Genomic DNA, 26,168 nt, shown 5'->3' with positions numbered 1-26,168 from the left:
TCGGGCCGCTCGGGGTCGCGGGCCAGAGCCTTGACGTGGTGGCCGTGGCGCAGGGCCTCGGCCACGGCGTGGGTGCCGACGCTGCCGGTGGCGCCGACGACCAGGACGGTGAGCGGGGCGTGCGGGGCGGATCCGGTCATGGGCTCACGCCTCGGGACGCCTTCTCGAAGGCGTGCGCGGTGGCGTCCTCTCCGTGGTCGTTGATCCAGACCTTGGTCTCCAGGAACACGTCGTCGCGGGCGACGTCCGTGTCGCGCAGGGCCTCACCGGCCTGGGGCTCGTTGCCGAACGCGGCGGCGGTGTCGACGCGGCGGTAGCCGACGCGCAGCGCCTCCGTGACGGCGGCGGTGACCTCGGGCGGGCTCTGGAGGACACCGAGACCGAGGGCGGGGATCCGTACACCGTTGTTCAGCGGAAACGGGCCGTTTGTCATAGTTTGACGCTACGGAGTCGGTCCGGGGCCCGCACTCCGAACGCGGGGTCGCGTGCGTCCCCCGCCCGCCGCGAGCGGCGACGGCCTGGGAGGCGACAGTGACAGTGAACCGAGTGGGCCTGGTCGTGCACGGCGGGCGGGCCGAGGCCGTGGAAGCGGCCCGGGTGGTCCGCGCGTGGTGCGAGGAGCACGCCGTGCGGTGCACCGACATCGACGCGTGGCACGACGAAGGGCCGCCTGACGACCGTGCGGAACTCGCGGCCGCGGGCCATCCCGATCTCATCGTCACGCTCGGCGGCGACGGCACCTTCCTGCGTGGCGCACGACTCGCCGTGGAGGACGAGGCGCTGGTGCTCGGGGTCGACCTCGGACGCGTGGGTTTCCTCACCGACGTGTCGGCCGAGGACGTGCGCGCGGCGCTGGACGCGGTGCACGAGGGCCGGTTCGAGGTCGACAGCCGCATGCTGCTCGCCCTGCGCGCCTCCCGCCGTCTGGAGGTCCCCAAGGATGTGGCGGACTGGGTGGAGTACGGCCGTGGCCGCATGATGCCGCCGCCCCCGGTGCGCCCCGATCTCCAGGGCGACGGCGAATGGGGCACCCCCTTGAGCGTCACCGCGCTCAACGACATCGTGGTGGAGAAACTCACCCGCGACCGCCAGGTGTCCGTCGGCGTCTATCTCTGCGGCAGGCTGCTGGCCGCCTACTCCGCCGACGCGCTCCTGGTGGCCACCCCCACCGGTTCGACCGCGTACAGCTTCGCGGCCGGCGGCCCCGTGGTCTCGCCGCGCGCCGACGCCCTCGTCTTCACGCCGGTGGCTCCGCACATGGCGTTCAACCGGTCCATCGTCGCCGCCGCCGACGAACCCGTCGCCCTGCGCATCCTCGAACGGTCCGGCCAGGCCGCGGTCAGCATCGACGGCCAGCTGCGCGGCGTCCTGGACCCCGGTGACTGGATCGCGGTGTACGCGGCGCCGCGCCGGCTGCGCGCGGTACGCCTCGCCCCGATGGACTTCTACGGCCGGCTGCGCGAGCGGATGAACCTGACGGACGCCCCGGCCGCGGTGGCCGACGGGTGTCCCCCGCGGCTGTGGTCGGTGTCCACGCCGCCGCCCGCGGACATCGCCCATCTGGCGATGCTGCCGGTGCCGGATCGCGTCCGCGGCAGGTGACGCCTCCGGCGCGCGGGTCGGCCGGGCCCCTGATGGCTGGACCGGCGGACGACGGTGGTGCGGCCGGGCGGCTACCGCGGTGCGGTCACGTTCTCGGTGGCGGCCCAGGCGGCGAGGAGGTGGAGCCGGTCGTGGTCGGGGGTGTTCGGCGGGGCGCTGTAGGCGGTGAGGGTCAGGCCGGGCCGGGCGGGGAGTTCCATGGCGTCGAAGTCGAGGGTGATCTCGCCGACGACGGGGTGCCGGAAGGATTTGCGGCCGGTGTGGTGCAGCCGCACGTTGTGCCTGGCCCAGGCGGTGCGGAACTCGTCGTTGCGGGTGACCAGTTCACCGATCAGGCCGGTCAGCTCGGTGTCGCCCGGGGCGCGCCCGGCCTCGGTGCGCAGCAGGGACACGGTGGTGTTCACGGACTCCTCCCAGTTCGGGAAGAAGTCGGGCCCGGCGGGGTCGAGGAACTGGAAACGGGCGATGTTCACCGGATGCCGGCCCTTCTCCGCGTAGAGCGGGCTGTACAGGGCGCGGCACAGGTCGTTGGCGGCGAGGACGTCGAGGCGGCCGTTGCGGATGAAGGCCGGGGAGTCCGTCATGGAGTGCAGCACCCGCAGGACGCTGTCCGGCAGCGGTCCGCGCACACGCTTCGTACGGCGGGCGGGCCGCTTCGCGGCGGCACGGGCGAGGTCGTAGAGGTGCGCGCGCTCGGCGTCGTCGAGCTGGAGGGCGTGGGCGAGGGAGTCGAGGACCTCGTCCGACGCGCCGGCGAGGTGACCGCGTTCCAGGCGGACGTAGTAGTCGATGCTGACGCCCGCGAGCAGGGCGACCTCCTCGCGGCGCAGGCCCGGCACGCGGCGGTTGCCGCCGTAGGCGGGCAGTCCCGCCTGCTGCGGGGTGATCCTGGCGCGGCGGGAGGCCAGGAACTCGCGGATGTCGCTCTCGGTGCTCACGCATTCCAGGCTAGATCGGACGGCGCACCTGTGGGGGGTCCTGTCGGTACCTGTAACGCCAGACCCTTCTCCACCACTTTGACCTGCGATTTCCTGGACATCGGCAGCAGCTGGGGCCTCCCGGACGGTATCCGGGGCCAGACCGCGGCGGCTGCCGCACGACAGGCCGGGCCACACAGTGGCCTGTGCCGGTACGCCCCCTTCGCACTCTGGAGCCGTCATGCCGAAGCAGTCCGCACCCCAGGAGCTGGCCGGGATCGCGCCGAAGCTCGTCGAGATCACCGACGACGTCCTGTTCGGCGACGTGTGGGAGCGGCCCGGTCTGTCACCGCGCGACCGCAGCCTGGTCACCGTCAGCGTGCTCGCCGCCCTGTACCGCGGCGAGCAGCTCCCGTACCACCTGGGCGTCGCCCTGGACAACGGACTCAGCGTCGAGGAACTGTCCGAGGCGATCACGCACCTGGCGTTCTACGCGGGCTGGCCCAACGCCATGACCGCGATCACCCGGCTCAAGAAGATCGCCGACGAACGCGACGCCGGCTGAGCCCACCGCACATCACGCGACACCCACAGCACACCTCACGCACGGAGCACACCCCGCATGAGCAAGGTCTTCTTCATCACCGGCGCCGGGCGCGGCCTGGGCGCGGACATCGCCCGCCAGGCCCTGGCCGCCGGCCACCAGGTCGTGGCCACCGGGCGCCGTCCCGAGCGCGTCCTGGAAACCCTCGGCGGCGAGCAGGAGAACCTCCTGGCCACCGCCCTGGACATCACCGACCCGGCCGCCGCCGAGGCCGCGGTCCGGGCCGCCGTCGACCGCTTCGGCCGCATCGACGTACTGATCAACAACGCCGCCAATTTCTACGCGGGCTTCTTCGAGGAGCTCTCCGACGCGCAGGTCCGCGCCCAACTGGAGACGAACCTGTTCGGCCCGATGAACGTCACCCGCGCCGCCCTGCCCGTCCTGCGCGCCCAGCGCTCCGGGCACATCATCACCGTCTCCTCCCTCGCGGGCGTGGTCGGCGTCGACTTCTGTGTCGCCTACTCGGCCGCCAAGTTCGGCGTGGAGGGCTTCATGGAGTCCCTCCGCCACGACGTCGAGCCGTTCGGCATCCGCACCACCATCGTCGAGCCCGGCTTCTTCCGCACCGAACTCCTGGTGGACTCCTCCACCACGTACGCGGAACTCTCCCTCGACGACTACGCCGAGCGCACCGCGGAGACCAAGAAGGTCTGGGAGTCCATGAACGGGCAGCAGGCCGGGGACCCGGTCAAGCTCGCCGACGCCCTCGTCGAGGTCGCCGAACTCGACGAGCCGCCGCTGCGGTTCATCGCCGGCGACGACTGCCTCCAGGCCGTCGAGGCCAAGGCCGAAGAACTCCTCGCCCAGGTCGAAGCCTCCCGCGGCTCGGGTTCGGGCCTGGCCCACGCGGACGCCGTCTGACCCGCACCACAGCAACGGAGAAGGACTCATGGAACTCGTCACGTCGACCCCCACCGTCAAGACCCCGGCCGAGCGCTTCACCGGCGACGTCTACCTGAACCTGCTCGAAGCGCCCGCTGAACCGGCCCGTCTGGCCGTGGGCCTGGTCCGGTTCACCCCCGGCGCCCGCACCCACTGGCACGCGCACGCCAACGGCCAGACCCTCTACGTCACCGAGGGCGTCGGCCTGGTCGGCACCCGGGACGGAGACGTCGTACGGGTCGGCGCCGGCGGCACCGTCAAGTGCCCCGCGGGCGAGGAGCACTGGCACGGCGCGACGGACGCCACGTTCATGTCCCACATCGCCATCGTGGTCGGCGACGGCCAGGGCGACGGCACCACGTGGCTCGAGCCGGTCACCGACGAGCAGTACGCCGCGGCGCTCTCCGCCACCGGCGACACCCGATAGGCGACGCCTGACCGGGGCCGGGGAGCCGGGGTGCCGGCGTGTGCCGACGCACTCGATGTGATGCCGCGTACGGCCCTCGCAGGAGGAGGAGGCACACTGGAGCCCACTGTTCTTGTCCGCTCGGGCACGTGAGCGTGCCCGAGCGGACAACTCCCGCCGCCCCCTGAAGGAGCCGCTGCCGTGAAGCGCCCCACCGCCCGCGACGTCGCCGAGCGCGCCGGAGTCTCGCGGGCAGCCGTGTCGTTCGTCTTCAGCGGGCGCGCCGAGGGGAATCTGTCGGCCCGGACGCAGGCCCGTATCAAGGAGGCGGCCGACGCCCTCGGCTACCGTCCGGACGAGGTGGCGCGTTCGCTGCGCGGGCGGCGCACCGGGGTGATCGGCATGCTCAGCGACTCGATCGCGACGAGCCCGTTCGCGGGGCGCATGGTCCTCGGTGCGATGGAGGCGGCACGCGCGCGCGGACACCAGATCCTCCTCATGGAGTCGCGCAGCGACAGCGCGGCGGAGGCCGAGGCGATCGCCGAGCTGCGGGCCCGGCGGGTCGACGGATTCGTCTACGCGGCCATGGAGTTGAACGTGACGGACGTCCCCGAGGGCCTCGATCCGGCACGGACCGTTCTCGCCAACTGCCTTCCGCGCGAGGAGGGTTCGTACGCCGCCGTGGTCACCGACGAGCACGCCGGCGGACGCAGCGCCGTGGACGTGCTGCTCACGGCCGGACATCGGGACATCGCCCTGGTGGGCGGCCCCGAGGGCAACATCGCCGCCGACGACCGGGCCCGCGGCTTCACCGACGGTCTGCGCGCGGCGGGCCTGTCCGTGCGACCGGGCTGGTCGCGGCGGGTCGGCTGGCAGATCGACGAGGGACACGCCGCCGCGCTGCGGCTGCTGGACGCGGCCGAGCGGCCGACGGCCGTCGTGTGCGCCAACGACCGTGTCGCGACCGGGGTGTTGCTGGCCGCCGCCCGGCTCGGCATCCAGGTTCCCGAGGAGCTGTCGGTGGTCGGGTACGACGACCAGGACCAGATGGCCGCGCATCTGGTCCCGGCCCTCACGACCGTGGCGCTGTCGCATCACGCGATGGGCGCCGCCGCCGTGGACACCCTGCTCGACTCGGTGGAGTCCGGCGAACCCGTCGCGACGGAGCGGGTGCGGCGCCTGGACTGCCCGGTCGTCAGCCGCGGTTCGGTGGCGGCCCCGGCGCACGACTGACCCGCCCGGCCACCCCGGTCACGGGTGTTCCCACGCCGCGACCTCGACCTCCGCGCCGCCCCGCGCGACCTCGATCGCCAGCCTGCCCCGCGGCGCCGGATGGATCTTCTCCGTGAGCGCCACCCGCTCGTCCCAGATCACCTCGACGAGCGGTCCGTCGACGAGGACGCGGAGGCGGCCGTCGGCACCGGTCGGGCCGGTGGCGGTCACCGTGCCGGTACGGGGATACGGGCGCGTCGCCGAGGCGGGAACCTCCGTGCGGTCCAGCGTCACCGTGCCGCGTGTGGGATTGACGCGGACCGAGACCGCGTCGCCGAGGCGCACGGTCACTTCGGCGTCCGGTTCCCGCGTGCGGATGTCGGCCTGGATCTCGTACGCGGGCGGCAGTTCGGCTCCGACGGGCAGCTCTCGTCCGCGCAGGGCGGTCAGTTCACGGGCGAAGGCGTGCCGCACGGTGCCGTCGGGATGCAGCCCGATCTCGCGGGGGTACGTGAGGCAGCCGGCCCAGCCCGCGGCCACCGATTCGGCCTCGGTACGGGACTCCCAGCTCCACCCCCACACCAGGACCCGGTCGTGCTCGACGAGCGCGGTGGGGGCGTAGAAGTCCCGGCCGTGGTCGAGGAGTCCGCCGTCGTCCGGGACGAACCGCAGTCCGTCGCCCTCGGTGCGGAGCGTGCCGCCGAGGTGGGTCGCCGTGTAGGTGACGCCGTCGATCCAGAGCGACAGGATGAGCAGCCACCGCCCCTCCCGCACCGGAATCAGCGCGGGGCACTCCCAGGCGGTGGCCGGCATCGCGTGCCGGGCCGCGGCGGGAGCCTCGGCGTCGAGGAGTGAACCGGCCCATTCCCAGGGCGCGTCGAGGGACTCCTCGTCGATCCGGTACACGAGGACGTCGGGGCGCGGCACGGCACCCCGGTGTCCCGCGCCGACGAGGGCCCAGCGGCGGCCCTCGTACGTGAAGACGTACGGGTCCCGGAAGGCGAGCAGGTCGAGCCCCGGCGGCGGGCCGTCGACCACCGGGCGGGGCAGCGCGTCGAAGCGGGTGATCTCCGGGTCCGTGGCGCGCGCCAGCATGACCGTGCCGAGGCCGTCGTGGCGGTTCATCCCGGTGTAGACGGCGGTCGGCACGCCGTCCTCGACGAGCGCGCAGCCGGACCAGGCGCCGAGGCGGTCGGGCAGCTCGGGGCTGGGCTCCAACGCGATGCCGTGGTCGGTCCAGCGCACCAGGTCGGGGCTCGACGCGTGGCCCCAGTGGATGTCGCCCCACACCGGTTCGTGGGGGTTGTGCTGGAAGAAGAGGTGGTAGCGGCCGTCGTGGTGGAGCGGCCCGTTGGGGTCGTTGCACCAGTTGCCCGCGGCGGGCCGCACATGGTGGCGCGGCGCCGAACGGTCGGCGGCCTGAACGCTGCCGGGGGCCTGCGGGGCGAGGTGCGTGACGTGCGGCATGCGGCATGACTCCTCGACGTCGTGAACGGGGGGTGCGGGGCGGCGGACCGGGCCGACGGCCCTTCACGTACGCCCTGCGCAGCGCAACCTAACACGTGATAGCTTCGCTGCTCCCGTATACGTCGAGTCCCCGGCGGTACCGCACGCCGGGTCCCGCGAGGGCCTCGCGCCGGGACCGGACGGGGCCCTGTCCCGCGCCCCGCCAGGACCGTGCGCAGGCTCGGCCCGGAGCGCGCCTCAGGTTCCGACCGGGGTCGCGCCCCGGTCCCGACCAGGCCACCAGCCGAGTCCCCGGCGGGCCCCAGCGCCGCCCCCGCCGCGACGACCCGCAGACACCGGAGGGAATCCGCCCGTGATCGCCACCACCGCGAAGGAACCCGCTCGCGATCGTCACCGCCCCCGAACGAACCCGCCCGCGTCCCCCATCGCCCCGAAAGGAATCCGCCCGTGATCGTCGTCGCCGGCGAGGCTCTCGTCGACCTCGTCCCGCAGCCCGGCTGCGGCCCCTTGGCCCCCCTCGCCCCCAAGCGTGGCGGTGGCCCGTACAACACCGCCGTGGCGCTCGGCCGGCTCGGCGAGCGGACCGCGTTCTTGTCCCGTCTGTCGCGCGACGCGTTCGGGCAGGAGCTGCTCGACGGCCTGCGGGCGGCGGGAGTCGACGTCACGCATGTGCAGCGCGGCGACGAGCCGACGACGCTCGCGGTGGCCGCGCTCGGCCCGGACGGTTCGGCCGGCTACACGTTCTACGTCGAAGGCACCGCGGACCGCCTGTTCAGCGCGCCGCGCGAACTTCCGCACGGGACAAGGGCGGTGTCGTTCGGCACCTGCTCCCTGGTGCTCGAACCGGGCGCGAGCGCGTACGAGGAGTTGCTGCGCCGCGCCCACGCGCGCGGCGTGTGCACCGCCCTCGACCCGAACATCCGGCCCGGAATAATCCCTGACCCGGACGCCTATCGGGCCCGCTTCCGCTCCTGGCTGCCGAGCACCACGCTGGTCAAGTTGTCCGACGACGACGCCCGCTGGCTGGGCGGCGACCCCGACTCCTGGCTCGGGCACGGCCCTTCCGCCGTGGTGATCACGCGCGGCGGCGAGGGTCTGACCGTCCTCACGCGCGCGGGCGAGGTGACCGTGCCCGCGGTACGGGTGCCGGTCGCGGACACGATCGGTGCGGGCGACACGGTCAACGCCGCGCTCCTGCACCGCCTCGCCGCCCACGACGCGCTGTCCGGGGAGGCGATGTCGGCCTTGGGCGAGGCCCGATGGCGCGACGTGCTCTCCTTCGCCGCGCGGGCGGCCGCGGTCACGGTGTCCCGGGCGGGAGCGGAACCCCCGTACGCCCATGAACTCGTCTGAGACGAGCAGCACTTGACCCCGTGCCGGGGTGCCCGCACGTCGGCGGGCACCCCGGGGACCGGGAGCGAGGGAGCTCAGCCCAGTCCGTACTCGCGGATCTCCAGGTCCCCGAAGACGGCCGGGCCGCCCGAGGCGTACAGGGCGACACGGTCGTCGCCGGGCAGGCCGAACGCCTGGTGGGTGTGGACATAGCGGCCGTCGCCCACGAACACCTCCACCGTCGTGCGGTCCACGAGGATCCGCAGCGCCACCTTCCCGGCGCTCGCGTCCACCGGCGTGTGGGTCTCGCGCGTGCCGCCGGGATACAGCGTGCCGCCACGGTTCACGTAGGCGTAGCCGCCCGCGACGTACACACCCACGTCGACGTGACGGGTCCCACCGGGGGCCTTGCGGAGCTGAAGGCCGACGTTCTCGGTGCTGCCGGGGGTCCACCGCAGTTCGCCGCGGATCTCGTAGGCCGTGCCCGTGTGGTCGAGGGTCTTGGCGCCGTCCACCGTCACGTCACCGAGCCGCTGGGTCCGTGTGACGTAGGCGTCGAGGGCCGGGGTGGGACGCGAGGCGAGGAAGTAGGTCCCGTCGCCAGCCCGTTGGAGGGTGATCTCCCGGGTGATCGAGTCGGTGCCGTTGAAGCCGTCGGCGATGAGGGTGGGGGTGTTGTGGGGGTACTCCCAGTTGTTCGTCCAGGCGAAGGCGTACCGGGCCGCCGGGTCGACCGTGCCGTCCGCCGCCCGCTTCTCGCAGGTGACGCCCGCGTACCAGTCCGGGCCGTGGTCCAGCCACTGCGGCGCGTCCGCGTCGGCGGTGAAGGTCTCGCCGTCGAAGTCGCCGGTCCAGTAGGCGTAGGTGGCGGGCAGTCCCCGCGCTGAGCCGTTGGCGCTCGCGGCGAGGACCCAGTGCGAGGTGCCGTCCGCGGCCTTGATGCGGAACAGGTCGGGGCATTCGAGGGTGCCGTAGCCGTCGCGCACGAAGCCGCTCCGGTACGTCCAGGACGTGAGGTCGCCGGAGGTGTAGAGGCCGATCTTGTCGCGCTCGGCGAGAGCCATCACCCAGCGGTCGCGGTCCGTGTCGCGGACGATCTTGGGGTCGCGGAAGTCCTTGACCCCGGGGTTGGCCAGGACCGGTCGCGTGCCGTACGGGCGGAAGGTGCGGCCGGAGTCGGTGGAGTACCACAGGTACTGCGCCTGGGAGTCGGCCGCCGCGTCCGGTTCCATCGTCACGAGGGCGATCACCGCGCCCGCGCCGAAGCCGGCCGTGTTCTCCTCGTCGACGACCGCGCTGCCCGACCAGGCGTCGCCCGCGGCGGTCGTGTCCTTCGGCAGCGCGACGCCCTGGTCGCTGTGACGCACCAGGTCGGTGGAGGTGGCGAGACGCCAGGCGGTGCCTTCGGCGCCGGTGATGTAGTCGGCGTTGTAGAGCGTGTAGTACGCGTACGCGCCGTCGATCCAGATCGGGCGCTGCGGGTCGTTCTTCCAGTTGTCCGGGATCGTGAAGTGATAGGCGGCTCGGTAACTGCCCAGCGCCGTCGTGGACTTGGGCTTCGCTCCGGCTCCGGTCCCGGCGTCGGCCGCGGTCCCGGCCCGGGCAGCGGGGGCGGGCAGGGCCAGGGCGCCCAGGGCCGAGGCCCCGAGGAGTGCGGCTCGGCGGGTCACAGGTCTGATCGTCATGGGGCGGCCTCTCGATCGGGGGGCGGGGGTCGCGCCGTCCGCGCCGGACCCCTCGGGCACGTAACCTAACTCGTGATAGGTCAAGCCCCGCAAGGGGTGTGGGGTGGGCGAAAATTCCTTGGTCCACCCTCTTGACGCGACCCTCCCGCCCCTCCCATCATCCGGAAGTCACCGCAACTATCACGAGTTAGGCCCGACTTGATGTTCCCCATCGCCCCGGGACGGCAGGCATGACGACACCAGTGCCGTCCCCCGCTCCCGCCCCGTCACGCCGTACCGGTCCCGGCCGCCGGACCCTGCTGCGCGCCGGCGGCTACACCCTCGCGGCGGCCGGACTCGCCTCCACCGCCGCCCACTGGGACCGGCTCACGGCCTCCGACATCCCGGGCCGCGACGGGTCCATGCTCACCGTCGCCATCCTCGGTTCGGCGATCGATCCGAGCCAGCAGAGCGTTCTGGTCGAGGACTTCCAGCGGCTGCACCCCGGCGTCAAGGTCCGGCTGCTCGCCGTCCAGGCCACCGACTGGAGCGACTTCTTCTCCAAGATCCTGACCCAGATCGCGGCCGGCAGCGCCCCCGACGTGGTGTACGTGGCGACCGAGGGCGTGCAGCTCTTCGCCGACCGGCTCGGCGTCGCGCTCGACCCCTGGGTGCGACGGGACGCCGACGAACTGCGGGAGTTCTTCGCCGACGTCCACCCCTCGCTCGTCGAGTCGATGATGTACGAGGGGTCGCTGTACCAGCTGCCGGTCGAGTTCAACGCGGCCGACATGTACCTCAGCAAGAAGGTCCTCGACCGCACGCACGCCACGCTCCCGCCCGCCGACTGGACCCGCGACGACTTCACCGGGCTGCTGCGCGACATGAAGCGGGCCGGCGGCCGGGGCTTCACCCCGTTCTTCTGGACCAACCGCCTGTGGGGCGGCGTCGTTCCGTGGCTCTTCGCGAACGGCACGAACATCCTCAGCGAGTCCAAGGCCCCGGGCGGCGACTGGCTCTGGGACACCTTCTACGAGCCGAAGGCGCGGCGCGGACGCGGTGGCGGCTTCCGCTGGACCACCCCGCAGGCGCTGGACGCGCGCGTGGAGGAGGTCTACGAGTATCTGGCCTCGCTCGTCCACGACGGCCTGTGCTCCCGTCCCGAGGGCGGCAGCGGGACGAACCTGATCGGCGCGTTCTCCACCGGGCGGGTCGGCGCCACTCCGGCCGGCGGTTTCTGGGCCGGCGGGCTGAGCGCGGCGGGTGTCGAACGGGACGCGTACGACGCGCAGTTCTTCCCGCGCTGGCGCACCCAGCGGCACCAGTACGGGGCCGCCGGATACGCGATCCTGCGCACATCGAAGCGGCAGGACGAGGCGTGGGAGTTCGTCAAGTACGCGGTCCGCAAGGACGTGATGACGCGGCTGTTCCAGGCGAACCAGACCACCCCGGCGCGGCGCTCCATGCTCACCGCCGAGCGGTACGCGAAGACCGGCCCCGCCCACTGGGAGATCTTCTACGACACCCTCGACCGCTTCCCCACCACCGGGCCGATCCCGGCCCCGCCGCAGGTCGCCGCCGTCGACCTCGCCCTGACCAAGCACACCGCGACCGCGCTCGGCAGCCCCGGCAGCGTCAGGCCCGCCCTGCGGGCACTGCAACGGGACCTGGAACGCGCCATGGAGCGTGACATATGAGCACCCCTGTGAGTACCCCCGTGCGCACCCCCAAGAGCATCCCCGCCCGTGCCGGACGGAGCCGCGCCGCGCGCGTCACCGCCTGGCTGTTCCTCGCACCGACCGTGCTCGGCGTCGTCGTCTTCACCGTGGTGCCCATCGTGGGCTCGGTGGTCCTGTCGTTCTTCCACTGGGACGTCATCGACTCCCCCACGCCCGCGGGTCTCGCCAACTACCGCGAGCTGACGGCGGATTCCTCCATCCTCACCGCGTTCCGCAACACGCTCCTGTTCATGGTCCTCGCCGTGACGCTCCAGCTCGTCGTCGCGCTCGTCCTCGCGCTGGCGCTGCAAGGGCGGATGCCGCGATGGATCCAACAGGCGCTGCGCTCCGCCTTCTTCTTCCCGCTCGTGCTGTCGGCGGCGTCCATCTCGGTCGTCATGAAGTACCTGTTCAACCAGGACTTCGGCGTCGTCAACTGGCTGCTCGGACAGGTCGGCGCCTCCCCCGTGCCCTGGCTCACCTCCGAGGGCTGGGCCATGGCGGCGGTCGTCCTCGTCTACGTGTGGCAGCAATTCGGCTTCTCCTTCCTGCTGTTCGTCGGCGGACTCGCCAACATCCCGCGCGAACTGCACGAGGCCGCCGCGATGGACGGCGCGACCGGGCTGCGCAAGCACCTGCGGATCACCATCCCGCTGCTCTCGCCCACCCTGCTCGTCGCCTCGGTGGTCGGCGTGATCAACGCGCTACAGGTCTTCGAGCAGCCGTACGTGCTCACCGACGGCGGGCCGGGCGACTCGACGCGCACCGCGGTGATGGTCCTCTACCAGACCGCCTTCGAGCAGCTCCGGTTCGGCGAGGCCTCGGCCGTGGGCGTGGTGCTCTTCGTGCTGATCCTCGCCGTGACCGCGCTTCAGTTCCGCCTCAGCCGCCGCTTCGTGCATTACCAGTGAGAGGCCCCTCCCCCGCCATGACCTCAGCGTCGTACTCCCCTTCCTCGTCCACCCACTCGTCCTCGCCGGACCGGCTGCGCGAGCGGGTCGGCTCCCTCACCGCGCGGCGGCTCGGTACCGTCGCGCGCGTCTGCGGACTGCTCGTCGTCGCGCTGTTCACCATCGGGCCCGTGGTGTGGACGGTGTCCACGTCGCTGCGCTCGCCGGCCGAGTCCTTCGACCTGCCGCCGCAGCTGATCCCGGCGCACGGCACTCTGTCGGCGTACCGGCAGGTCTTCGACCAGATCGACGTCTGGCTCTTCGCGCTCAACTCGGCCCTGGTGACCGGCCTCATCGCCGTCGGCCAGATGATCACGGCCGGTCTCGCCGGGTACGCGTTCGCGCGGCTCGACTTCCGGTTCAAGCGCCCGCTGTTCGGGCTCGTGCTCGCCACGATGATGGTCCCGGTCCAGGTCACCATCGTGCCGGTGTTCCTGATCCTGAAGGGGATGGGGCTGACGGACACGCTGCTCGCGCTGATCGTGCCCGCGGTCCCGACCGCGTTCGGCACGTTCCTGATGCGGCAGTACTTCCTCACGATGCCGAAGGAGCTGGGCGAGGCGGCGATGATCGACGGGGCCGGGCCGTGGCGTGTCTTCCGCTCGGTGTACGCGCCACTGGCGACCCCGGGACTCGCGATCGTCGGGGTCCTCGCCTTCAACTACCACTGGAACGAGTTCTTCCGGCCGCTGATCCTGGAGACCAGCAACCAGAACTTCACGATGCCGCTCGGCCTGGTCTCGCTCCAGGGGAACCTCGGCACGGGGTCGATCTCCGTCGTGCTCGCGGGAGTCGTGCTGTCGATGATCCCCGCCGTGGTGGTGTTCGTGATCGGGCAGCGACCGCTGCGGGAGGGGATCACGTCGTCGGGGCTGAAGGGCTGACGGGCTGGAAGTTCGGTGACGGGAGAGACCGTGCTACCCGTACCCGAGCGGGGAAGGAAGGGCCCCGTTCCGAGGTCCTGTCGGCCCCTGCCCTCGTGTCGGCGCGTGGGCGAGAGTGGCAATGACATGACTGGGAGGTGCTTCGCCATGATGTTCTGGAACGGACATGATCCGGGTGGCTGGGGCTGGTTCGGCATGTCGGTCGGCACCCTCGTGTTCTGGGCGCTGACCGTCACCGCCGTCGTCCTGATCTTCCGGGCCTTCCCCCACCCTCCCGAGCCCTCGCGTTCGTCCGCACCAGCCGCGCCCGAGCGGCTGCTCGCCGAGCGCTTCGCCCGGGGCGAGATCGACGAGGACGAGTACCGAGGGCGCCTGGCCGTCCTGCACACGGCCGACCCGCTCACGAAACGCTGACGTCGACGCCGACAGCGCACCGTGCCGGTCGTCGTCGTGGTCGATGACCGGCACGGTGCGCTGACAGTTCTTGCTGTCAGTTCTTGGCGAAGAGTCGGTCGACGAGGGCCGTGAAGGCACCCTCACCTGCCGTCCGGGGAGGCAGAGGACGAACACCCCTGAGGCACGGCTGACGGTCCGTCGCAGCGAAGTCCCCTACAGGCAGGGGCCGTTCGGCCCTGGGGTGGGGCCCACATGCTCTCGTCGGGCGGGGGCGCAGCCGGGAGAGTGGGCCCGGTACGCGACCTCGTCCGTCCCTTCCTCACGGAGGTGAGCGATCGTGCCCCGCCCCGTCATCGCCGGAATCGACGGCAGTGCCGCCAGTCTCTCGGCCGCCGAGTGGGCGGCCCACGAGGCCGAACTCCGGGACACGGCCCTGCGTCTCGTGGCGGCCTGGCCCGCCTCGTACGGAGCCGTCCCGGACGCCGCGGAGGCGGTCGAGCGGCGCCGTTGGTCCCTGCGCTCGCTGGACCTGGCCGCCGAGCGGCTGCGCAGCCGCCGTCCCCGCCTGGAGATCCACACGCGGCTCATGGGGGCCGCACCGCGCGCGGCGCTCCTCGCGGCGGGCGACGAGGCGGAGTTGCTGGTCATCGGGTCCCGGGGCTCGGCACCGTCTCGCCGCTGGTGGTCGGCTCCACCACGGACGCCGTCGCCGCCGGGGCGGGCTTCCCTGTCACCCTCGTACGGCCCGCTCCGCCGCCCGGGCCGATCCTGCTGGCGGTCGACGCCGGGCACGATCAGGCAGACACCGGTGCGCTGTTCGCCTTCGCCTTCGAGGAGGCCGCGCTGCGCGGGCTGCCCCTGCGGGCGCTGTACGCCGCGCCCGGGCCGACGCTGCGCTCGTACCCGCTCTCCACCTCGCACCACGGCAGCCGGCCACAGGTCAGGCGCGCCGCACGGCAGCTGACCGAGGCCCTGCTGCCGTGGCGTGACAAGTACCCCGGCGTGCGGGTGGAGGAGGTCTGCCACGACGATGTTCCCGCCCAGGCCGTGATCGCCGCCGCCCGGCACGCGTCCCTCGCCATCCTCGGCCGCCACGCGCCGCACGCCGCCCGGCCCCGGCTGGGGGTCGTGGCCCACGCTGCCGCGCACCATGCGGCCTGCCCGATCGTCCTGGTCCCCGTCCCGGACGCCGTGACCTCGAGGCCGCGCCTGGCGCCCTGACTCTGCGTCTTCGTCCCATGGCCTGATCCGACGTCCTGCGGGAGCACGTGCCGGTCCGTCCGAAGGAGCACACCGTCATGACAACTCCGCCGAAGCCGACGCACCACCCGGTCCGGGTCGATGCCGAGCTGGATCCGTCGCTGTCCCGGTGGCTGTGGCTGGTGAAGTGGTTCCTGCTGATCCCCCACTACGTGGTGCTGTTCTTCCTGTGGATCGCGTTCACCGCGGTGAGTGTGGTCGCCTTCTTCTCCATCCTCTTCACCCAGCACTACCCACGGTCCCTCTTCGACTTCAATCTCGGTGTGCTGCGCTGGAGTTGGCGCGTCGCCTACTACTCGTACGGCGCTCTCGCGACGGACCGGTATCCGCCCTTCAGCCTGGGCGAGGAATCCGGCTACCCCACGCGGCTCGACATCGACCGGCCGCCGCGGTTGTCGCGCGGCCTGGTCCTGGTGAAGTGGTGGCTGCTGGCGATTCCGCACTACATCGTCGTCGGGCTCTTCCTCGGCGGGTACCACCTGGGCGGCTGGGACGGCGGGCTCATCTCCGTCCTCGCGTTGATCGCCGGGGTGGCGCTGGCCTTCACCGCCGCCTACCCGCGGGGCCTGTTCGACCTGGTCATCGGGCTCAACCGGTGGGTGCTGCGGGTCGCCGCCTACGTGGCCCTGATGACCGACTCGTACCCGCCGTTCCGGCTCGACATGGGCGGAACGGAGCCGGGTCAGCACCTGGAGGATCTGGAGCACCTGTGAACGTGCGTGCTGCGGAACCTCGGCGGGCTCGCCCCGTTCGCCGCCCGGCTCGTCCCTGGCGCTACGGCGCCGACCACCCGCCGGGTCAGGAACCTGACACCCCCGGCCAGAGCCGGACGGGTCGCTCGGCCGCGCGGTCCTCGACCCAGCCGACCAGCAGGATCGCCGCGCCGATGAGCGGCCACACGACGAGGAAGAGGAACCAGTCGGCGCCCAGGGGCAGGGCCGTCTCCAGCGCGTGGACCTTCCACAACTGGTCGATGAGAAGCACCCCGAGGACCAGGGCCACTTCGTGCCAGAGGTAGACCGTCACCGCACGGGCGTTGAGCAGCACCACGGTGGCGTGCACGGGCCGCAGGCGTCGCACCCACTGGTCGCCTCGCGGCGACAGGCGCAGCAGAAGCAGGACGAAGCCGAACGACCACAGCGCCTGCGCGAACGGGATCTCGCCCAGGTCGTATCCGGCGTCGGCCCCGTGGGTCAGCGCGTACCAGCCGCCCATCGCCATGACGAGCACCGACAGCGCTACGACGCGCGCGACCGGAAGGCGGCCGACGAGCCGGTCACGATGGGCGAAGCCGAGGAGCCAGCAGGCACCGAAGGTGACGAAGTCGGTGACCGGCCCGTCGAGGCGCTCCGGAAAGGGAACGCTTCCGGTCCGGATCAGCGCCGCGAGGGCCAGGAACCCGGCCACGCACCACCACGGCCGCCACCGGAACAGACGCAGCAGCGGCGGGGAGAACAGGACGAAGAGGAGGTACGCGCGGACGTACCAGAGAGGGGCGACGATCTGTCGGGCCCATTCGGTGTCCGCCGCGGGCGGATCGTTCAGCGGCACGATCCACCACAGCAGTTCGGGCCATCCGCGCGACGTTCCTGGGCCTGCCTCGGCGGGCGTCCAGCCGTGCGCGAACATCGCGGTGAGCACGCAGAGCCCGAACATCCACAAGGGAGGCAGCAGGCGTCGCATACGGGCCCGTACGACCGTCGGCGCGCTGCGGTCGTGCCGGTCGAGCGACCTGGCCATCAGGGAGCCGGCCAGGGCGAACATGACGCCCATCGCGGGGAAGGCGAAGGTGAGCCAGGCCCAGTTGAAGGTGTGATAGGTGACCACCCGCACCAGGGCCAGGGCGCGCAGGAAGTCGAGATAGAGGTTCCTGGGCGGCTTTCCGGCCGGTCGAGCGGTCGGATTCGCAGTCGGTGGAAGGGGTGGTTTCGCGCTCGGTCCGGATGGGGGTACGGGGGTCGGCGACTGCCGCGTGCGCTGCCGTTCCGGCGTCGCCGGAGCGGTCACCAGGCCGGTGCGGCGGAGTTTGTGCCAGCGCAGCCGGGCCCCCGTCACCGCCGTCGCGCAGGATTGCAGCAGTACCAGGTAGAGGAGTTGCCGGTAGACGATCTGCTGGAGCGGCAGCGCCCACAGGGCGCGCAGTTTCTCGCCGTCCAGGTGGAGCGCGTAGCCCGCGCAGAGCGTCTGCACCGCCAGCAGCCCGCCCCACACGAGGAGGGTGCGCTCGGGGTCCTGGAAGAGCAGCCCGTACAGCAGGAACAGGTCGATGAGCGGCGCCAGGAGCGGGGTGAGTGCCGTGAACAGGACGACGAGGACGAGGCCGTAGCGTCCGAAGTGGCCCGCGTGGCCGCGTTCCACGACGGCGTGGCGGTGCTTCCACATCGCTTGCAGCGTGCCGTAGCTCCACCGGTAGCGCTGTCGCCACAGCTGGCGGATGCTCTGCGGCGCCTCGGTCCAGCCGCGGGCGCGCTCTTCGTAGACGACGTCCCAACCACCTCGGTGCAGCGCCATGGTGAGGTCGGTGTCCTCGGCGAGGGTGTCGCCGCTCACGCCGCCGATGTGCCGCAGCGCGGTGCGCCGGAAGGCGCCGACGGAGCCCGGCACCGTGGGGATGCAGCGGAGCAGGTCGTACATGCGCCGGTCGAGGTTGAGGCCCGTCACGTATTCGAGGTGCTGCCAGCCGCCCAGCAGCCGGCGCCGGTTGCCGACCTTGGTGTTGCCCGCCACGGCGCCGGTACGACGGCGGGCGAAGGGCTGCACCAGCCGGTGCACGGTGTCGGGCTCGAAGACGGTGTCGCCGTCCATCATGACGATCAGCTCGTGCGAGGCGCGGGCCACTCCGGTGTTCAGCGCCGCGGCCTTGCCCCGGTTGCGCTGTCGGACGAGGACGACGCCCGGCAGGCCGAGCCGCCGCACGATGTCGGCCGTGCCGTCGGTGGAGCCGTCGTCCACCACGACGACCTCGACCGGGTGCGTACCGCCGACCACGGACAGCACCGTCTGGGCGATGCATTCCCGTTCGTTGTAGGCCGGGATCACCACGCTGACGGGCTCGGTGACCTCCGGCCCCCAGGAGAAGTCCGGGCCGCCGCGCGTACGGGCGTGCCGGTGGGCCAGGAGCACCATGGTGGCCAGCCGGAGGAGCACCAGGGCGCCGACCACGGCGAGCAGCACGGCCAGGGCCGGCACGATCCGGTCGGCGGTCACGACGGCGGCGACGAAGGTCCGGCCACTCCACAACGCGGCTCCGTGGACGCGATGTCGGGCGTCGTCGGCGCCGAGCGCCTCGGTGACGGTGGCGAACCGGTAACCGCGGCTCTTGAGCTCGGGCACGATCCGCTCCAGCGCGCGCACCGTCTGGGACCGGTCTCCCCCGGCGTCGTGCAGCAGAACCACGGCGCCACGGCCGTGCAGGGTGCGGGTGACCCGCTCGACGACGGCGTCCGTTCCCGGGCGCCGCCAGTCCTCGCCGTCCACGTCCGTGAGGACGGTGACGTACCCCCTCTCGCCCAGGCTGCGCACCACCGGCCAGGACCGGTCGTCGAGGTCGGCGGCCGTGGCGGAGTACGGCGGGCGCACGACGGTGCTGTGCACGCCTGCCGCGCCCGCCAACGCCATTTGGGACTGGGCCAGTTCGCGGTCGAGTCCGGCCGCGGACCGGTGTGCGAGATCGGGGTGGGTGAAAGTGTGGATGCCGATCTCGTGCCCCGACGCGACCAGGTCCCGTACGAGCGCGGGCTCGCGGGCGGCGGCGGCGCCGACGACGAAGAACGTGCCGTCGACGTCGTACCGGTCGAGGATCTGTCGCACGCGCGGCGTCCATGTCGGGTCGGGGCCGTCGTCGAAGGTGAGGGCGATGACGTGGTCCGGGATGCGGTGGCTGCGGGCCCGGGGGCCGCTGAAGTCGACGACCGGGCCGCCGCGCAGCACCTCGTCGGGGACCCGGCCGGTGGCGGCGGGCCGGTGTACGCGGTGGTCCGCGCCGAACTCGCCGTGCACATAGCCGTGCAGGAGCAGCATCCCGAGCGTCAGCGCCAGCGCGAACAGGAGGGCGGCCGGCCACGGCCCCGGTATGTGGCTGCGGCGGGGCGCCGGTCGGGTGTCGGCCTCCTGTCCTGTGCCGCTCATCGGGTGTTCCCGGTCGGTGTCGTCGCCGCGAGCGGCGACGCGGTGGGCGCGTCGGGCGCGGTCGTGTCGGGCGTCGCCATGTCTCCGGGAGTGCCGGTGGAGGCCGACGGGCTCGTGCTGCCGGTCGGCCCGCTGCCCGAACCACCGGGGCTCGTACGCGTGCCGGACGGCGTCGACGGCTGCGGTCTGGTGGGAGTGGCCGTGGGAGTCGGAGGTGTCGACCCCGATGGCGGGATCGTCGTCGTAGCGGGCGGGGGCGGGGCGCCGCCGGTCGAGGCGGTGCCCGACTCCGACGGTGGTGGCAGGGGTGGCTGCGGGGCGGGTATGTCCGTAGGCGTCGCGGCCGGTGTCGCCGGACTCGCGGGCCTGTCCGGCGGTACCCGTTGCACGGTCCCCGGCTCGCTGGAGGGCACACCGGGGATCGGGAGCACGGAACGCGGGGCGAACGGCGTCGCCCCGATGAAGCTGAGGACCAGCACGGTCGTGTACGCGACACACAGGGCCGCGGCGCCGTAGACGAGGCGGCGTACGGCTCGCCCGCGTCGGCCGGTCGCGTCGACGAAGACGGGGTCGGGGGCGGGCCCGGAACCGGGGGCGCTGGACGGGGTGGTGAGGTGCGGAGCACGGGGCAGCACCAGGCGCAGGGTGCGGGACTCCTGTCGCGCTCGCCGATCCCGGTCTTCCCGGTGGCCCGGGCTGAAGTGGCTCAGGTGAGGGCGCCTGCCGGGCCGCCCCTTCGTACGCAGTGACATGTCGGCCCTCCCGCCCCACACAGCCCCGGCTCCGCTCCGGTCCGCTCTGCTCTCTCCTCCAGCCTTTCGCTCTCGTGACCTGCGAAGAATGGGGCGAGGGGCCCGGCTCGGGGCCGATTGGTCCCGGGCGGGGACCGACTGCCTCCTGCCGCGGGCGGCGGCGCGCGCTGCAATGGGAGGAAGGGCAACAACTCCCCGCCGCGGCAGGTCGGTTGACCGTCGGACGGCCCCTCGGTGGGACGGGTGGAAGGACGGCGCGCCATGCGTTTCGACGACCGTAGGGCAGCCGGGCGACGGCTGGCCTGGCATCTGGACTTCCTTCGCGGGCGGCATGCGATCGTGTTGGGGCTGACACGCGGCGGAGTACCGCTCGCCTTCGAAGTGGCCCAGGAGCTGGGCGCGCCGCTGGACGTGCTCGCCGTCCGCAAACTGGGCGTGCCGTGGCAGCCGGAGCTGGCGTTCGGTGCCATCGGCGAGGACGGGGTCCGGGTGCTCAACGACGACGTCATCCTTCGTACGGGCCTGACGCAGACGGTGCGCGCGTCCGTCGAGGACGCCGAACGGGCCGCACTCGACGAGCAGGTGCTGCACCACCGCGCGATCCGGGCCCCGGTGCCGGTGACCGGGCACACGGCCGTGATCGTGGACGACGGGTGCGCCACCGGCGCCACCGCGCAGGCCGCCTGTCTCGCCGCCCGCCGGCGTGGTGCGGGCGAGGTCGTCCTCGCCGTTCCCGTCGCTCCGATGTCCGTCGTCGAGCGGCTGCGCCGGATCACCGACGATCTCTTCTGTCTCCAGTCCGTGCAGCATCTCGGTTCGATCGGCGCCTGGTACGACGACTTCAGCCAGGTCTCCGACGACGACGTGCGGCGGCTGCTCGAGCAGGCCACGCGCCTGGCGCCCGCGCCGCGGCTGACCGTCCAGCCCGATCCCGCGCGCCCGAGCAGGGAGCTGCCGGTCTCCGTCGCGGGCGTACGGCTCGCGGCGCAGCTCGCGGTGCCGGACACCGCGCAGGCGGTGGTGGTGTTCGCGCTGGCCGGCAGCAGCGGCAGGAACAGCCCCCGCAACCGGTACACCGCCGCCACCCTCAACCGGGCCGGTCTCGGCACCCTGTTGCTCGACCTGCTCACCGAGGAGGAGGACCAGGAGCGCGGCGCGGTCTTCGACATCCGCCTCCTCGCCCACCGGCTGCACGCCGCCACGCTCTGGCTACGTCATCACGTCACCCTGCCCGTCGCCTACTTCGGTGCGGAGACGGGCGCGGCGGCCGCCCTGGAGGCAGCCGCAGTGTCGGACAGCGACATCCTCGCCGTCGTGGCACGCAGCGGCCGCACCGATCTGGCGAGTCGTACGGCACTGGCCCAGGTCCGCGCGCCTGTCCTGTTGATCGTGGGGGGCCAGGATCCCGGGATGCTCAGCGTCAACCGCCTCGCGGCGGATTGGCTGACGGGTGATTGCGGGCTGGCCGTGATCCCGGCCGCCACCCACCTGTTCACGGAGCCCGGGGCGCTGGCCGCGGCGGCCGAACTGGCCCGTGACTGGTTCACCGGCCACCTCGCCACCGCCCCGGCGCTCGCCGAGGTCCGGCCGCTCCTGTCGGCCCGGTCGGCATGACCGCGACACCGATCGTGCGCGCGGGCTGCGCCCCGGGACGGGTGTCCCGGGGCGCAGCCAGGCGTACCACCTCGTCGGATCCCCGAACACCGAGACTCCCGAGGGCGCCCGAGAGTCGCGGGGGGGGTCAGTCGCCGACGTCCACGACGTCCACCCGGACCTCGGGCGGCTGTCGCAGCGAGTTGTGCACGGTGCAGTGCCGCACCACGGCGTGCAGGGCCGCCCGCCGCACCTCGCTCAGGCCGCCGGGGACATTGACGCGCACCCGGATGGCCGCGACCCGCGCCGGGCGGTCGTCCGCCATGTCGAACTCCGCCCGCACCAGAAGCCCTTCGCGCGCCAGGTGGTGCCGTTCCAGGAAACGCCCCGCGTAATACGCCACGCAGCCCGCGAGCGACGCGACGAAGAGCTCGACCGGGGTGGGGCCTTCGTCCCGGCCTCCGGATCCGAGCGGCTGATCGGTGGTGAGCCGGTGCTCGCGCACGGAGATCGTGTACGCCTCACCGGACGTGAACACCACCTCCACGCCAGTGGGCCGGGTCGTCGCCACGGGCGGTGTGCCGCTCTCGTTCGTTCCCTGCTCCACGGCAGACATCACGCCCTCCTCCCTCTCGCTTCCTCTCGCTGCTCCTCCGAGTGGTGCAGCAGGCGGTTCAGGGTGGCCAGGTACCGTGCGCCGACAGCGCCGTCGGACGCCCGGTGGTCGGCGCTGAGCGTGGCCGTCACCGTCGGGTGCACACCGAGCAGGCCGTCGACCGCGCAGGGGCGATCCGTCACGGTGCCGAATCCGACGAGGGCCACCTGGGGCGGGTGGATGACGCCGTACACCGTCTCGACACCCTGTTCGCCGAGGTGAGGGTGGCGCCGGTCAGTTCGCTGCCGCGCAGCCTTCCGGCGCGGGCTCGCACGGCGAGGTCCTTCAACCGGCGCATGAGAGCGGGGAGTTCCAGGGTGTCCGCGTCGTGCAGGGCGGGGGTGAGCAGCCCACCTCCCCGGAGGGACACAGCGACGCCGAGCGCGGCGGTCGTGCCGCTGGTGAAGTGCAGCAGGGCCATGTCGTCGGCGGAGGTCGGCGGGATCGTGAACTCGAGGGAGGCGGCGGCCGTCAGCTCCTCGTACGAGCGGGTACCGGGCAGGTCCGCGGCCCCCTCCCCCACGATCAGTACGTGTTCCAGACCGGGCAGCGCGTCCCTGATGCCGGTGACCTTGCGCCGGTAGAGGGCGGCGGCGGTGACCAGGACCCGGAAGTCGCCGAGCGCCGGCCGCCGGCGTACCGGTTCGGGGCCGAACGCGGAGAACAGCGGGCAGAGCACGCTCGTGTTCTTCAGCGTGCCCAGGACCACGGTGTACAGCTCGGGGCCCCGCCCGAGCAGCGTGCCGACGCGGTCACCCCTGCCGATGCCCAGGGAGCGCGGAACGTTGGCGAACCGGGCCGTGCGCAGGGCGAGTTCGGCGTAGGTGACCGTCGTGAGGCTGTCGTCACGGGCGACGCAGCGCAGCGCCACATCCGCCCCGTGGCCCGCGTCGACATGCCGGTCGACCGCCTCGTACGCGATGTTGAGGCCGTGCCCGCCGTGCAGCCCGAGGAGTTGGCCACGGGCGTTGGACCACGTGAACCAGCGGCGTTCCCGGTCGTAGTCGGCCAGGTTCGGCGCCACCCGGGGCGAGGCGCTCTTACGAAGGGTCTGCCAGGGCATGACGGCCTCCCTGTTCGCACGGCTCCTCCCTCGACCATCCGCCCGCGCGCTGCGTCCCGCATGGGCCGAAAGTCCCCCGGTCGGTCCCCGGCGGCCCATGCTTCCTCCAGGGCAGGGGAGTTGACTGGACGTGTCGGGCGCACGGATGAACGTGCGGGCTCCTCGTTCCTGGATTGGGCCCGCGCCGCCGGGCTCTTAGACACGAGAATGTCCGGTCAAGGGCAGGTGATCGCGATGACCGCCAAGGAGTGGGCCGTTCGGATCCACCTCATCGAGGAGGGCGACGAGACGTGCGCCCGCGCCGAGTTGACCGCGCCGGGCTCGTCCAAGACGGTCGTCGGCCGCGGGGTGTCGCGCCGTCACCCGATCGACCGGCCGGTACCGGAGATCGGCGACGAGTTCGCCGTCGCACGGGCCCTGGAGGACCTGGCCCTGCGCGTGCACGACGTGGCCGTGGACGACGTCGTGGAGCTGACGGGCCCCATCGGGCCGACGCCCCGCACAGGCACTGGCCGGCGGTGGCCATGACCGTTCTGATCGCGTACGCGAGTGTCCACGGCTCCACCCGGTCGCTCGCCGAGCGGATCGCGGAGCGGCTCACGCGCCGCGGGTTCGACGTGACGGTGACGCCGCTCGGTGCCGCTCCGGATGTCACGCCGCCGCGCGCCGTCGTGCTCGGCAGCGCCGTGCACGACGGCGCGTGGCTGCCGGAAGCCGCCGGCTACGTGCGGGAGCGTCGGGCCCAGCTCTTCGCCACCCCGGTGTGGATGTTCAGCGTCGGGATGGCCGCGGCCCTCCCCCGGCCCCTGCGCCGCCTGGCCACGCGCCGCGAACCGCCGCGGCTGGCCCGCCTCGTGGACGCCGTCGAACCGCGTGGCTACCACCGTTTCTCCGGCGTGATCCGCCGGGACCATCTCGACCGGCGGGGACGGATCCTCTTCCGCCTCCTGGGGTGCCGTTACGGCGACCACCGCGACTGGGACGAGGTCGACGCGTGGGCGGACACGATCGCCCAGACGCTCGCCGGCTGAGCGCCACCCGCCCACGCGCGTCCCTGACGCCTACGCCAGGGGCCACCCGGTCCGGACACAGGCCCCACGTCCCCTGTCCGCGAACGGCGTTGCGGCGCCACCGTGGGAGCAGGAGCCCCTCCGCACGAGGAATCGGTCCGCAGGGCGCCGCACGCGAAGGCGTCGGACCGGCCGAACGCGGTGACAGCACCACCGGGGAGGCGAAGGTCATGCTCAAGCCGATCGTTGTCGGTCTCGACGGGTCACGTCAAAGTCTCGCCGCCGCCGAGTGGGGAGCGCGGGCGGCTCTGCGGCGCGGTCTGCCGCTGCGGCTCGTCCACGCCTGGCAGGGTTCGCCCGGCGAGGCCATGCCGCCCGATCTCACCGTCCCCCAGTACTGGGCCCGCCGGGTGCTGCGCGGTGCTCTGGAGCGGATCAGCGAGCGCTATCCGCAGGTGTACGTCAGCGCGGAACAGGTACGGCACCCACCGCGTCAGGCCCTGCTGACCGCGGCCGAGGATGCGGAGCTGCTGGTCCTCGGGAACGAGGGGCTCAGCGGTGTCGGCAGTCTGTTCTCCGGGTCCGTCGCGCTGTCGGTCGTGTCCCATGCCCCGCTGCCCGTCGTCCTCGTCCGGGCCGGCTTCACCGCACCGGACGAGCACCGCCCGCACGACAGCGGTGCCTCCTGCGAACGCACGCCCTTCCGCGACGTCGTGGCGGCCCTGGAGCCGGAGAAGTCCTACGACGAGCTGCTGGCGTTCGCGTTCGCGGAAGCCGCCCTGCGCGCCGCGACGCTGCACGCCGTGCACGTCTGGCACCTGCCGTACAGCACGGCCCACACCGCGGTACCGGGAGTCCGTGCCGCGTCCCGGCAGGCGGCCGAGACGGCGATGGCGGACCGGCTGAGCCCATGGCGCGAGAAGTACCCGACGGTCCCTGTACGAAGCTCCGTGATCCGGGCCCGGACGGCGCACGAGATCGTCCACGTCTCCGAGGGCGCCGGTCTGCTGGTCGTGGGGCGCGGCCCGCGCCACGCGGGGATGGGGCCACGCACCGGTCCGGTCACCCACGCGGTGATCCACCATGTCGCCTGCCCCGTCGCCGTCGCGCCGCACGGCTGAGGGCACGCAGGCCTGCGCCCCTGGGCCCAGGCCTCCCGGCCCTCGAAAGGGCTGACCGGTCCCTGCCCCGGGCACCGCGGAGGGGGGACGGTGGAGGCAGGAAGAGGCCTGACCTGTCGGCGCACATCAGGGAAAGGAAGGCACACCATGTACGCGTTCGCACTCCTCGCACTTCTCGGTCTCGCCGTCCTGGCCGTGGCGCAGATCGGCCACCGATTCCTCTCCCGCGCCCCGGAGTTCTGGGCGTTCGTCCTGGTCGGCCTGGGTGTCGGAGCGGCGTGGCTGGTGGACTTCGACCTCTTCGAGATCTGGGGGCTGCCCGTCCGCAACGACACGATCGGCATCACGGTGACCGGCCTCCTCATCGCAGGCGCCGGCTACTTCTGGCGCGAACTGCTGCACTTCTTCGCCGGGCTCGCCCGCAAGCTGACCGACGAGGCGGCGTCCATGGAGAAGTCCCAGCAGCTTCGCCGCGTCGCCTGAACAGCCCGTCCGCACCCCGCACCTGAAAACCGCACCGCTCACAGGAAGAACAGGAAGAGCAGAAGGAAC

Annotated in this window: 24 protein-coding genes and 3 pseudogenes; 19 read left to right on the top strand and 8 right to left on the bottom strand. The window is 72.7% G+C overall.

Going from position 1 to position 26,168, the window contains the following annotated elements:
- Nucleotides 1-47: 47 nt before the first annotated feature.
- Nucleotides 48-140 (bottom strand): annotated as a pseudogene (locus V2W30_RS36595) (hypothetical protein); the annotation flags it as partial.
- Nucleotides 137-433 carry an aldo/keto reductase gene (locus V2W30_RS36590; protein ID WP_338702901.1) on the bottom strand — a complete coding sequence of 99 codons (297 nt, stop codon included), beginning with the start codon at nt 431-433 and terminating at the stop codon, nt 137-139. The pseudogene V2W30_RS36595 and the gene V2W30_RS36590, both read right to left, overlap by 4 nt.
- 98 nt (nt 434-531) lie before the next feature.
- Between V2W30_RS36590 and V2W30_RS36585 the strand changes: the two genes are divergently transcribed.
- The gene (locus V2W30_RS36585) at nt 532-1,602 is read left to right on the top strand and encodes an NAD(+)/NADH kinase (RefSeq protein ID WP_338702900.1); all 1,071 of its coding nucleotides are present in this window, start codon (nt 532-534) and stop codon (nt 1,600-1,602) included.
- A gap of 71 nt (nt 1,603-1,673) precedes the next feature.
- On the opposite strand, the gene V2W30_RS36580 is transcribed toward V2W30_RS36585, so the two are convergent.
- Nucleotides 1,674-2,540 (bottom strand): helix-turn-helix transcriptional regulator, encoded by an 867-nt coding sequence (locus tag V2W30_RS36580; RefSeq protein WP_338702899.1) that lies wholly within the window; start codon nt 2,538-2,540, stop codon nt 1,674-1,676.
- Nucleotides 2,541-2,760: 220 nt separating this feature from the next.
- On the opposite strand from V2W30_RS36580, the gene V2W30_RS36575 reads away from it, so the two are divergent.
- The 4 genes from V2W30_RS36575 to V2W30_RS36560 all read left to right on the top strand — a co-directional run bounded on the left by V2W30_RS36575 (nt 2,761) and on the right by V2W30_RS36560 (nt 5,644).
- On the top strand, nt 2,761-3,084 hold the full coding sequence (locus V2W30_RS36575; RefSeq protein ID WP_338702898.1) for a carboxymuconolactone decarboxylase family protein: 324 nt from the start codon (nt 2,761-2,763) through the stop codon (nt 3,082-3,084).
- Between the two features lie 57 nt (nt 3,085-3,141).
- Complete coding sequence (locus V2W30_RS36570; RefSeq protein WP_338702897.1) at nt 3,142-3,984, top strand: SDR family oxidoreductase; 843 nt, start codon at nt 3,142-3,144, stop codon at nt 3,982-3,984.
- Between the two features lie 28 nt (nt 3,985-4,012).
- Nucleotides 4,013-4,432, top strand: a complete 420-nt coding sequence (locus V2W30_RS36565; protein WP_338702896.1) for a (R)-mandelonitrile lyase — start codon at nt 4,013-4,015, stop codon at nt 4,430-4,432.
- 180 nt (nt 4,433-4,612) lie between these two features.
- Entirely contained in the window at nt 4,613-5,644 is a 1,032-nt protein-coding gene (locus V2W30_RS36560) for a LacI family DNA-binding transcriptional regulator (protein ID WP_338702895.1), read from the top strand.
- Between the two features lie 18 nt (nt 5,645-5,662).
- Here V2W30_RS36560 and V2W30_RS36555 read toward each other — a convergent pair whose 3' ends face one another.
- On the bottom strand, nt 5,663-7,090 hold the full coding sequence (locus V2W30_RS36555) for a glycoside hydrolase family 32 protein (protein ID WP_338702894.1): 1,428 nt from the start codon (nt 7,088-7,090) through the stop codon (nt 5,663-5,665).
- A 447-nt stretch (nt 7,091-7,537) separates the two neighbouring features.
- On the opposite strand from V2W30_RS36555, the gene V2W30_RS36550 reads away from it, so the two are divergent.
- Entirely contained in the window at nt 7,538-8,443 is a 906-nt protein-coding gene (locus tag V2W30_RS36550) for a carbohydrate kinase (protein ID WP_338702893.1), read from the top strand.
- 74 nt (nt 8,444-8,517) lie between these two features.
- On the opposite strand, the gene V2W30_RS36545 is transcribed toward V2W30_RS36550, so the two are convergent.
- On the bottom strand, nt 8,518-10,107 hold the full coding sequence (locus tag V2W30_RS36545; RefSeq protein ID WP_338702892.1) for a glycoside hydrolase family 32 protein: 1,590 nt from the start codon (nt 10,105-10,107) through the stop codon (nt 8,518-8,520).
- A gap of 230 nt (nt 10,108-10,337) precedes the next feature.
- On the opposite strand from V2W30_RS36545, the gene V2W30_RS36540 reads away from it, so the two are divergent.
- The 7 genes and pseudogenes from V2W30_RS36540 to V2W30_RS36515 all read left to right on the top strand — a co-directional run bounded on the left by V2W30_RS36540 (nt 10,338) and on the right by V2W30_RS36515 (nt 16,007).
- Nucleotides 10,338-11,783 (top strand): extracellular solute-binding protein, encoded by a 1,446-nt coding sequence (locus V2W30_RS36540; protein WP_338702891.1) that lies wholly within the window; start codon nt 10,338-10,340, stop codon nt 11,781-11,783.
- Nucleotides 11,780-12,715 (top strand): sugar ABC transporter permease, encoded by a 936-nt coding sequence (locus tag V2W30_RS36535; RefSeq protein ID WP_338702890.1) that lies wholly within the window; start codon nt 11,780-11,782, stop codon nt 12,713-12,715. Before V2W30_RS36540 ends, V2W30_RS36535 begins: the two co-directional genes overlap by 4 nt.
- Nucleotides 12,716-12,732: 17 nt before the next feature.
- On the top strand, nt 12,733-13,638 hold the full coding sequence (locus V2W30_RS36530) for a carbohydrate ABC transporter permease (protein WP_338702889.1): 906 nt from the start codon (nt 12,733-12,735) through the stop codon (nt 13,636-13,638).
- 147 nt (nt 13,639-13,785) lie between these two features.
- Nucleotides 13,786-14,052, top strand: a complete 267-nt coding sequence (locus V2W30_RS36525; protein WP_338702888.1) for an SHOCT domain-containing protein — start codon at nt 13,786-13,788, stop codon at nt 14,050-14,052.
- Between the two features lie 319 nt (nt 14,053-14,371).
- Nucleotides 14,372-14,698: pseudogene (locus V2W30_RS41765) on the top strand (universal stress protein); the annotation flags it as partial.
- Between the two features lie 17 nt (nt 14,699-14,715).
- A complete protein-coding gene (locus V2W30_RS36520) occupies nt 14,716-15,255 on the top strand; it encodes a universal stress protein (protein ID WP_338702887.1) in 540 nt (179 codons plus the stop codon).
- Between the two features lie 77 nt (nt 15,256-15,332).
- Complete coding sequence (locus V2W30_RS36515; protein WP_338702886.1) at nt 15,333-16,007, top strand: DUF4389 domain-containing protein; 675 nt, start codon at nt 15,333-15,335, stop codon at nt 16,005-16,007.
- Nucleotides 16,008-16,092: 85 nt separating this feature from the next.
- Here V2W30_RS36515 and V2W30_RS36510 read toward each other — a convergent pair whose 3' ends face one another.
- Nucleotides 16,093-19,422 carry a glycosyltransferase gene (locus V2W30_RS36510; RefSeq protein ID WP_338702885.1) on the bottom strand — a complete coding sequence of 1,110 codons (3,330 nt, stop codon included), beginning with the start codon at nt 19,420-19,422 and terminating at the stop codon, nt 16,093-16,095.
- Nucleotides 19,423-19,425: 3 nt separating this feature from the next.
- On the opposite strand from V2W30_RS36510, the gene V2W30_RS36505 reads away from it, so the two are divergent.
- Together V2W30_RS36505 and V2W30_RS36500 are read left to right on the top strand one after the other, a co-directional pair.
- Nucleotides 19,426-19,938, top strand: a complete 513-nt coding sequence (locus V2W30_RS36505; RefSeq protein ID WP_338702884.1) for a hypothetical protein — start codon at nt 19,426-19,428, stop codon at nt 19,936-19,938.
- A 497-nt stretch (nt 19,939-20,435) separates the two neighbouring features.
- Nucleotides 20,436-21,788 carry a phosphoribosyltransferase family protein gene (locus V2W30_RS36500; RefSeq protein ID WP_338702883.1) on the top strand — a complete coding sequence of 451 codons (1,353 nt, stop codon included), beginning with the start codon at nt 20,436-20,438 and terminating at the stop codon, nt 21,786-21,788.
- A 127-nt stretch (nt 21,789-21,915) separates the two neighbouring features.
- Here V2W30_RS36500 and V2W30_RS36495 read toward each other — a convergent pair whose 3' ends face one another.
- Both V2W30_RS36495 and V2W30_RS36490 read right to left on the bottom strand, forming a co-directional pair.
- Nucleotides 21,916-22,383 (bottom strand): OsmC family protein, encoded by a 468-nt coding sequence (locus tag V2W30_RS36495; RefSeq protein WP_338702882.1) that lies wholly within the window; start codon nt 22,381-22,383, stop codon nt 21,916-21,918.
- Nucleotides 22,383-23,485 (bottom strand): annotated as a pseudogene (locus V2W30_RS36490) (2-oxo acid dehydrogenase subunit E2). The gene V2W30_RS36495 and the pseudogene V2W30_RS36490 overlap by 1 nt, the downstream one beginning before the upstream one ends.
- Nucleotides 23,486-23,719: 234 nt before the next feature.
- Here V2W30_RS36490 and V2W30_RS36485 point away from each other — a divergent pair.
- The 4 genes from V2W30_RS36485 (at nt 23,720) to V2W30_RS36470 (ending at nt 26,099) form a co-directional block, all read left to right on the top strand.
- Entirely contained in the window at nt 23,720-24,013 is a 294-nt protein-coding gene (locus V2W30_RS36485; protein ID WP_338702881.1) for a dsRBD fold-containing protein, read from the top strand.
- On the top strand, nt 24,010-24,516 hold the full coding sequence (locus tag V2W30_RS36480) for a flavodoxin domain-containing protein (protein ID WP_338702880.1): 507 nt from the start codon (nt 24,010-24,012) through the stop codon (nt 24,514-24,516). The genes V2W30_RS36485 and V2W30_RS36480 overlap by 4 nt, the downstream gene beginning before the upstream one ends.
- Before the next feature lie 209 nt (nt 24,517-24,725).
- Nucleotides 24,726-25,616, top strand: a complete 891-nt coding sequence (locus V2W30_RS36475) for a universal stress protein (RefSeq protein ID WP_338702879.1) — start codon at nt 24,726-24,728, stop codon at nt 25,614-25,616.
- A gap of 147 nt (nt 25,617-25,763) precedes the next feature.
- The gene (locus tag V2W30_RS36470; protein WP_338702878.1) at nt 25,764-26,099 is read left to right on the top strand and encodes a hypothetical protein; all 336 of its coding nucleotides are present in this window, start codon (nt 25,764-25,766) and stop codon (nt 26,097-26,099) included.
- The last annotated feature ends 69 nt before the right edge of the window (nt 26,100-26,168 follow it).

This window comes from Streptomyces sp. Q6 (assembly GCF_036967205.1).
Taxonomy (GTDB): Bacteria; Actinomycetota; Actinomycetes; order Streptomycetales; family Streptomycetaceae; genus Streptomyces; species Streptomyces citrinus.
The sequence above is the reverse complement of the archived record's forward strand: the minus strand, read 5'-3'. Positions and strand labels throughout refer to the sequence as shown.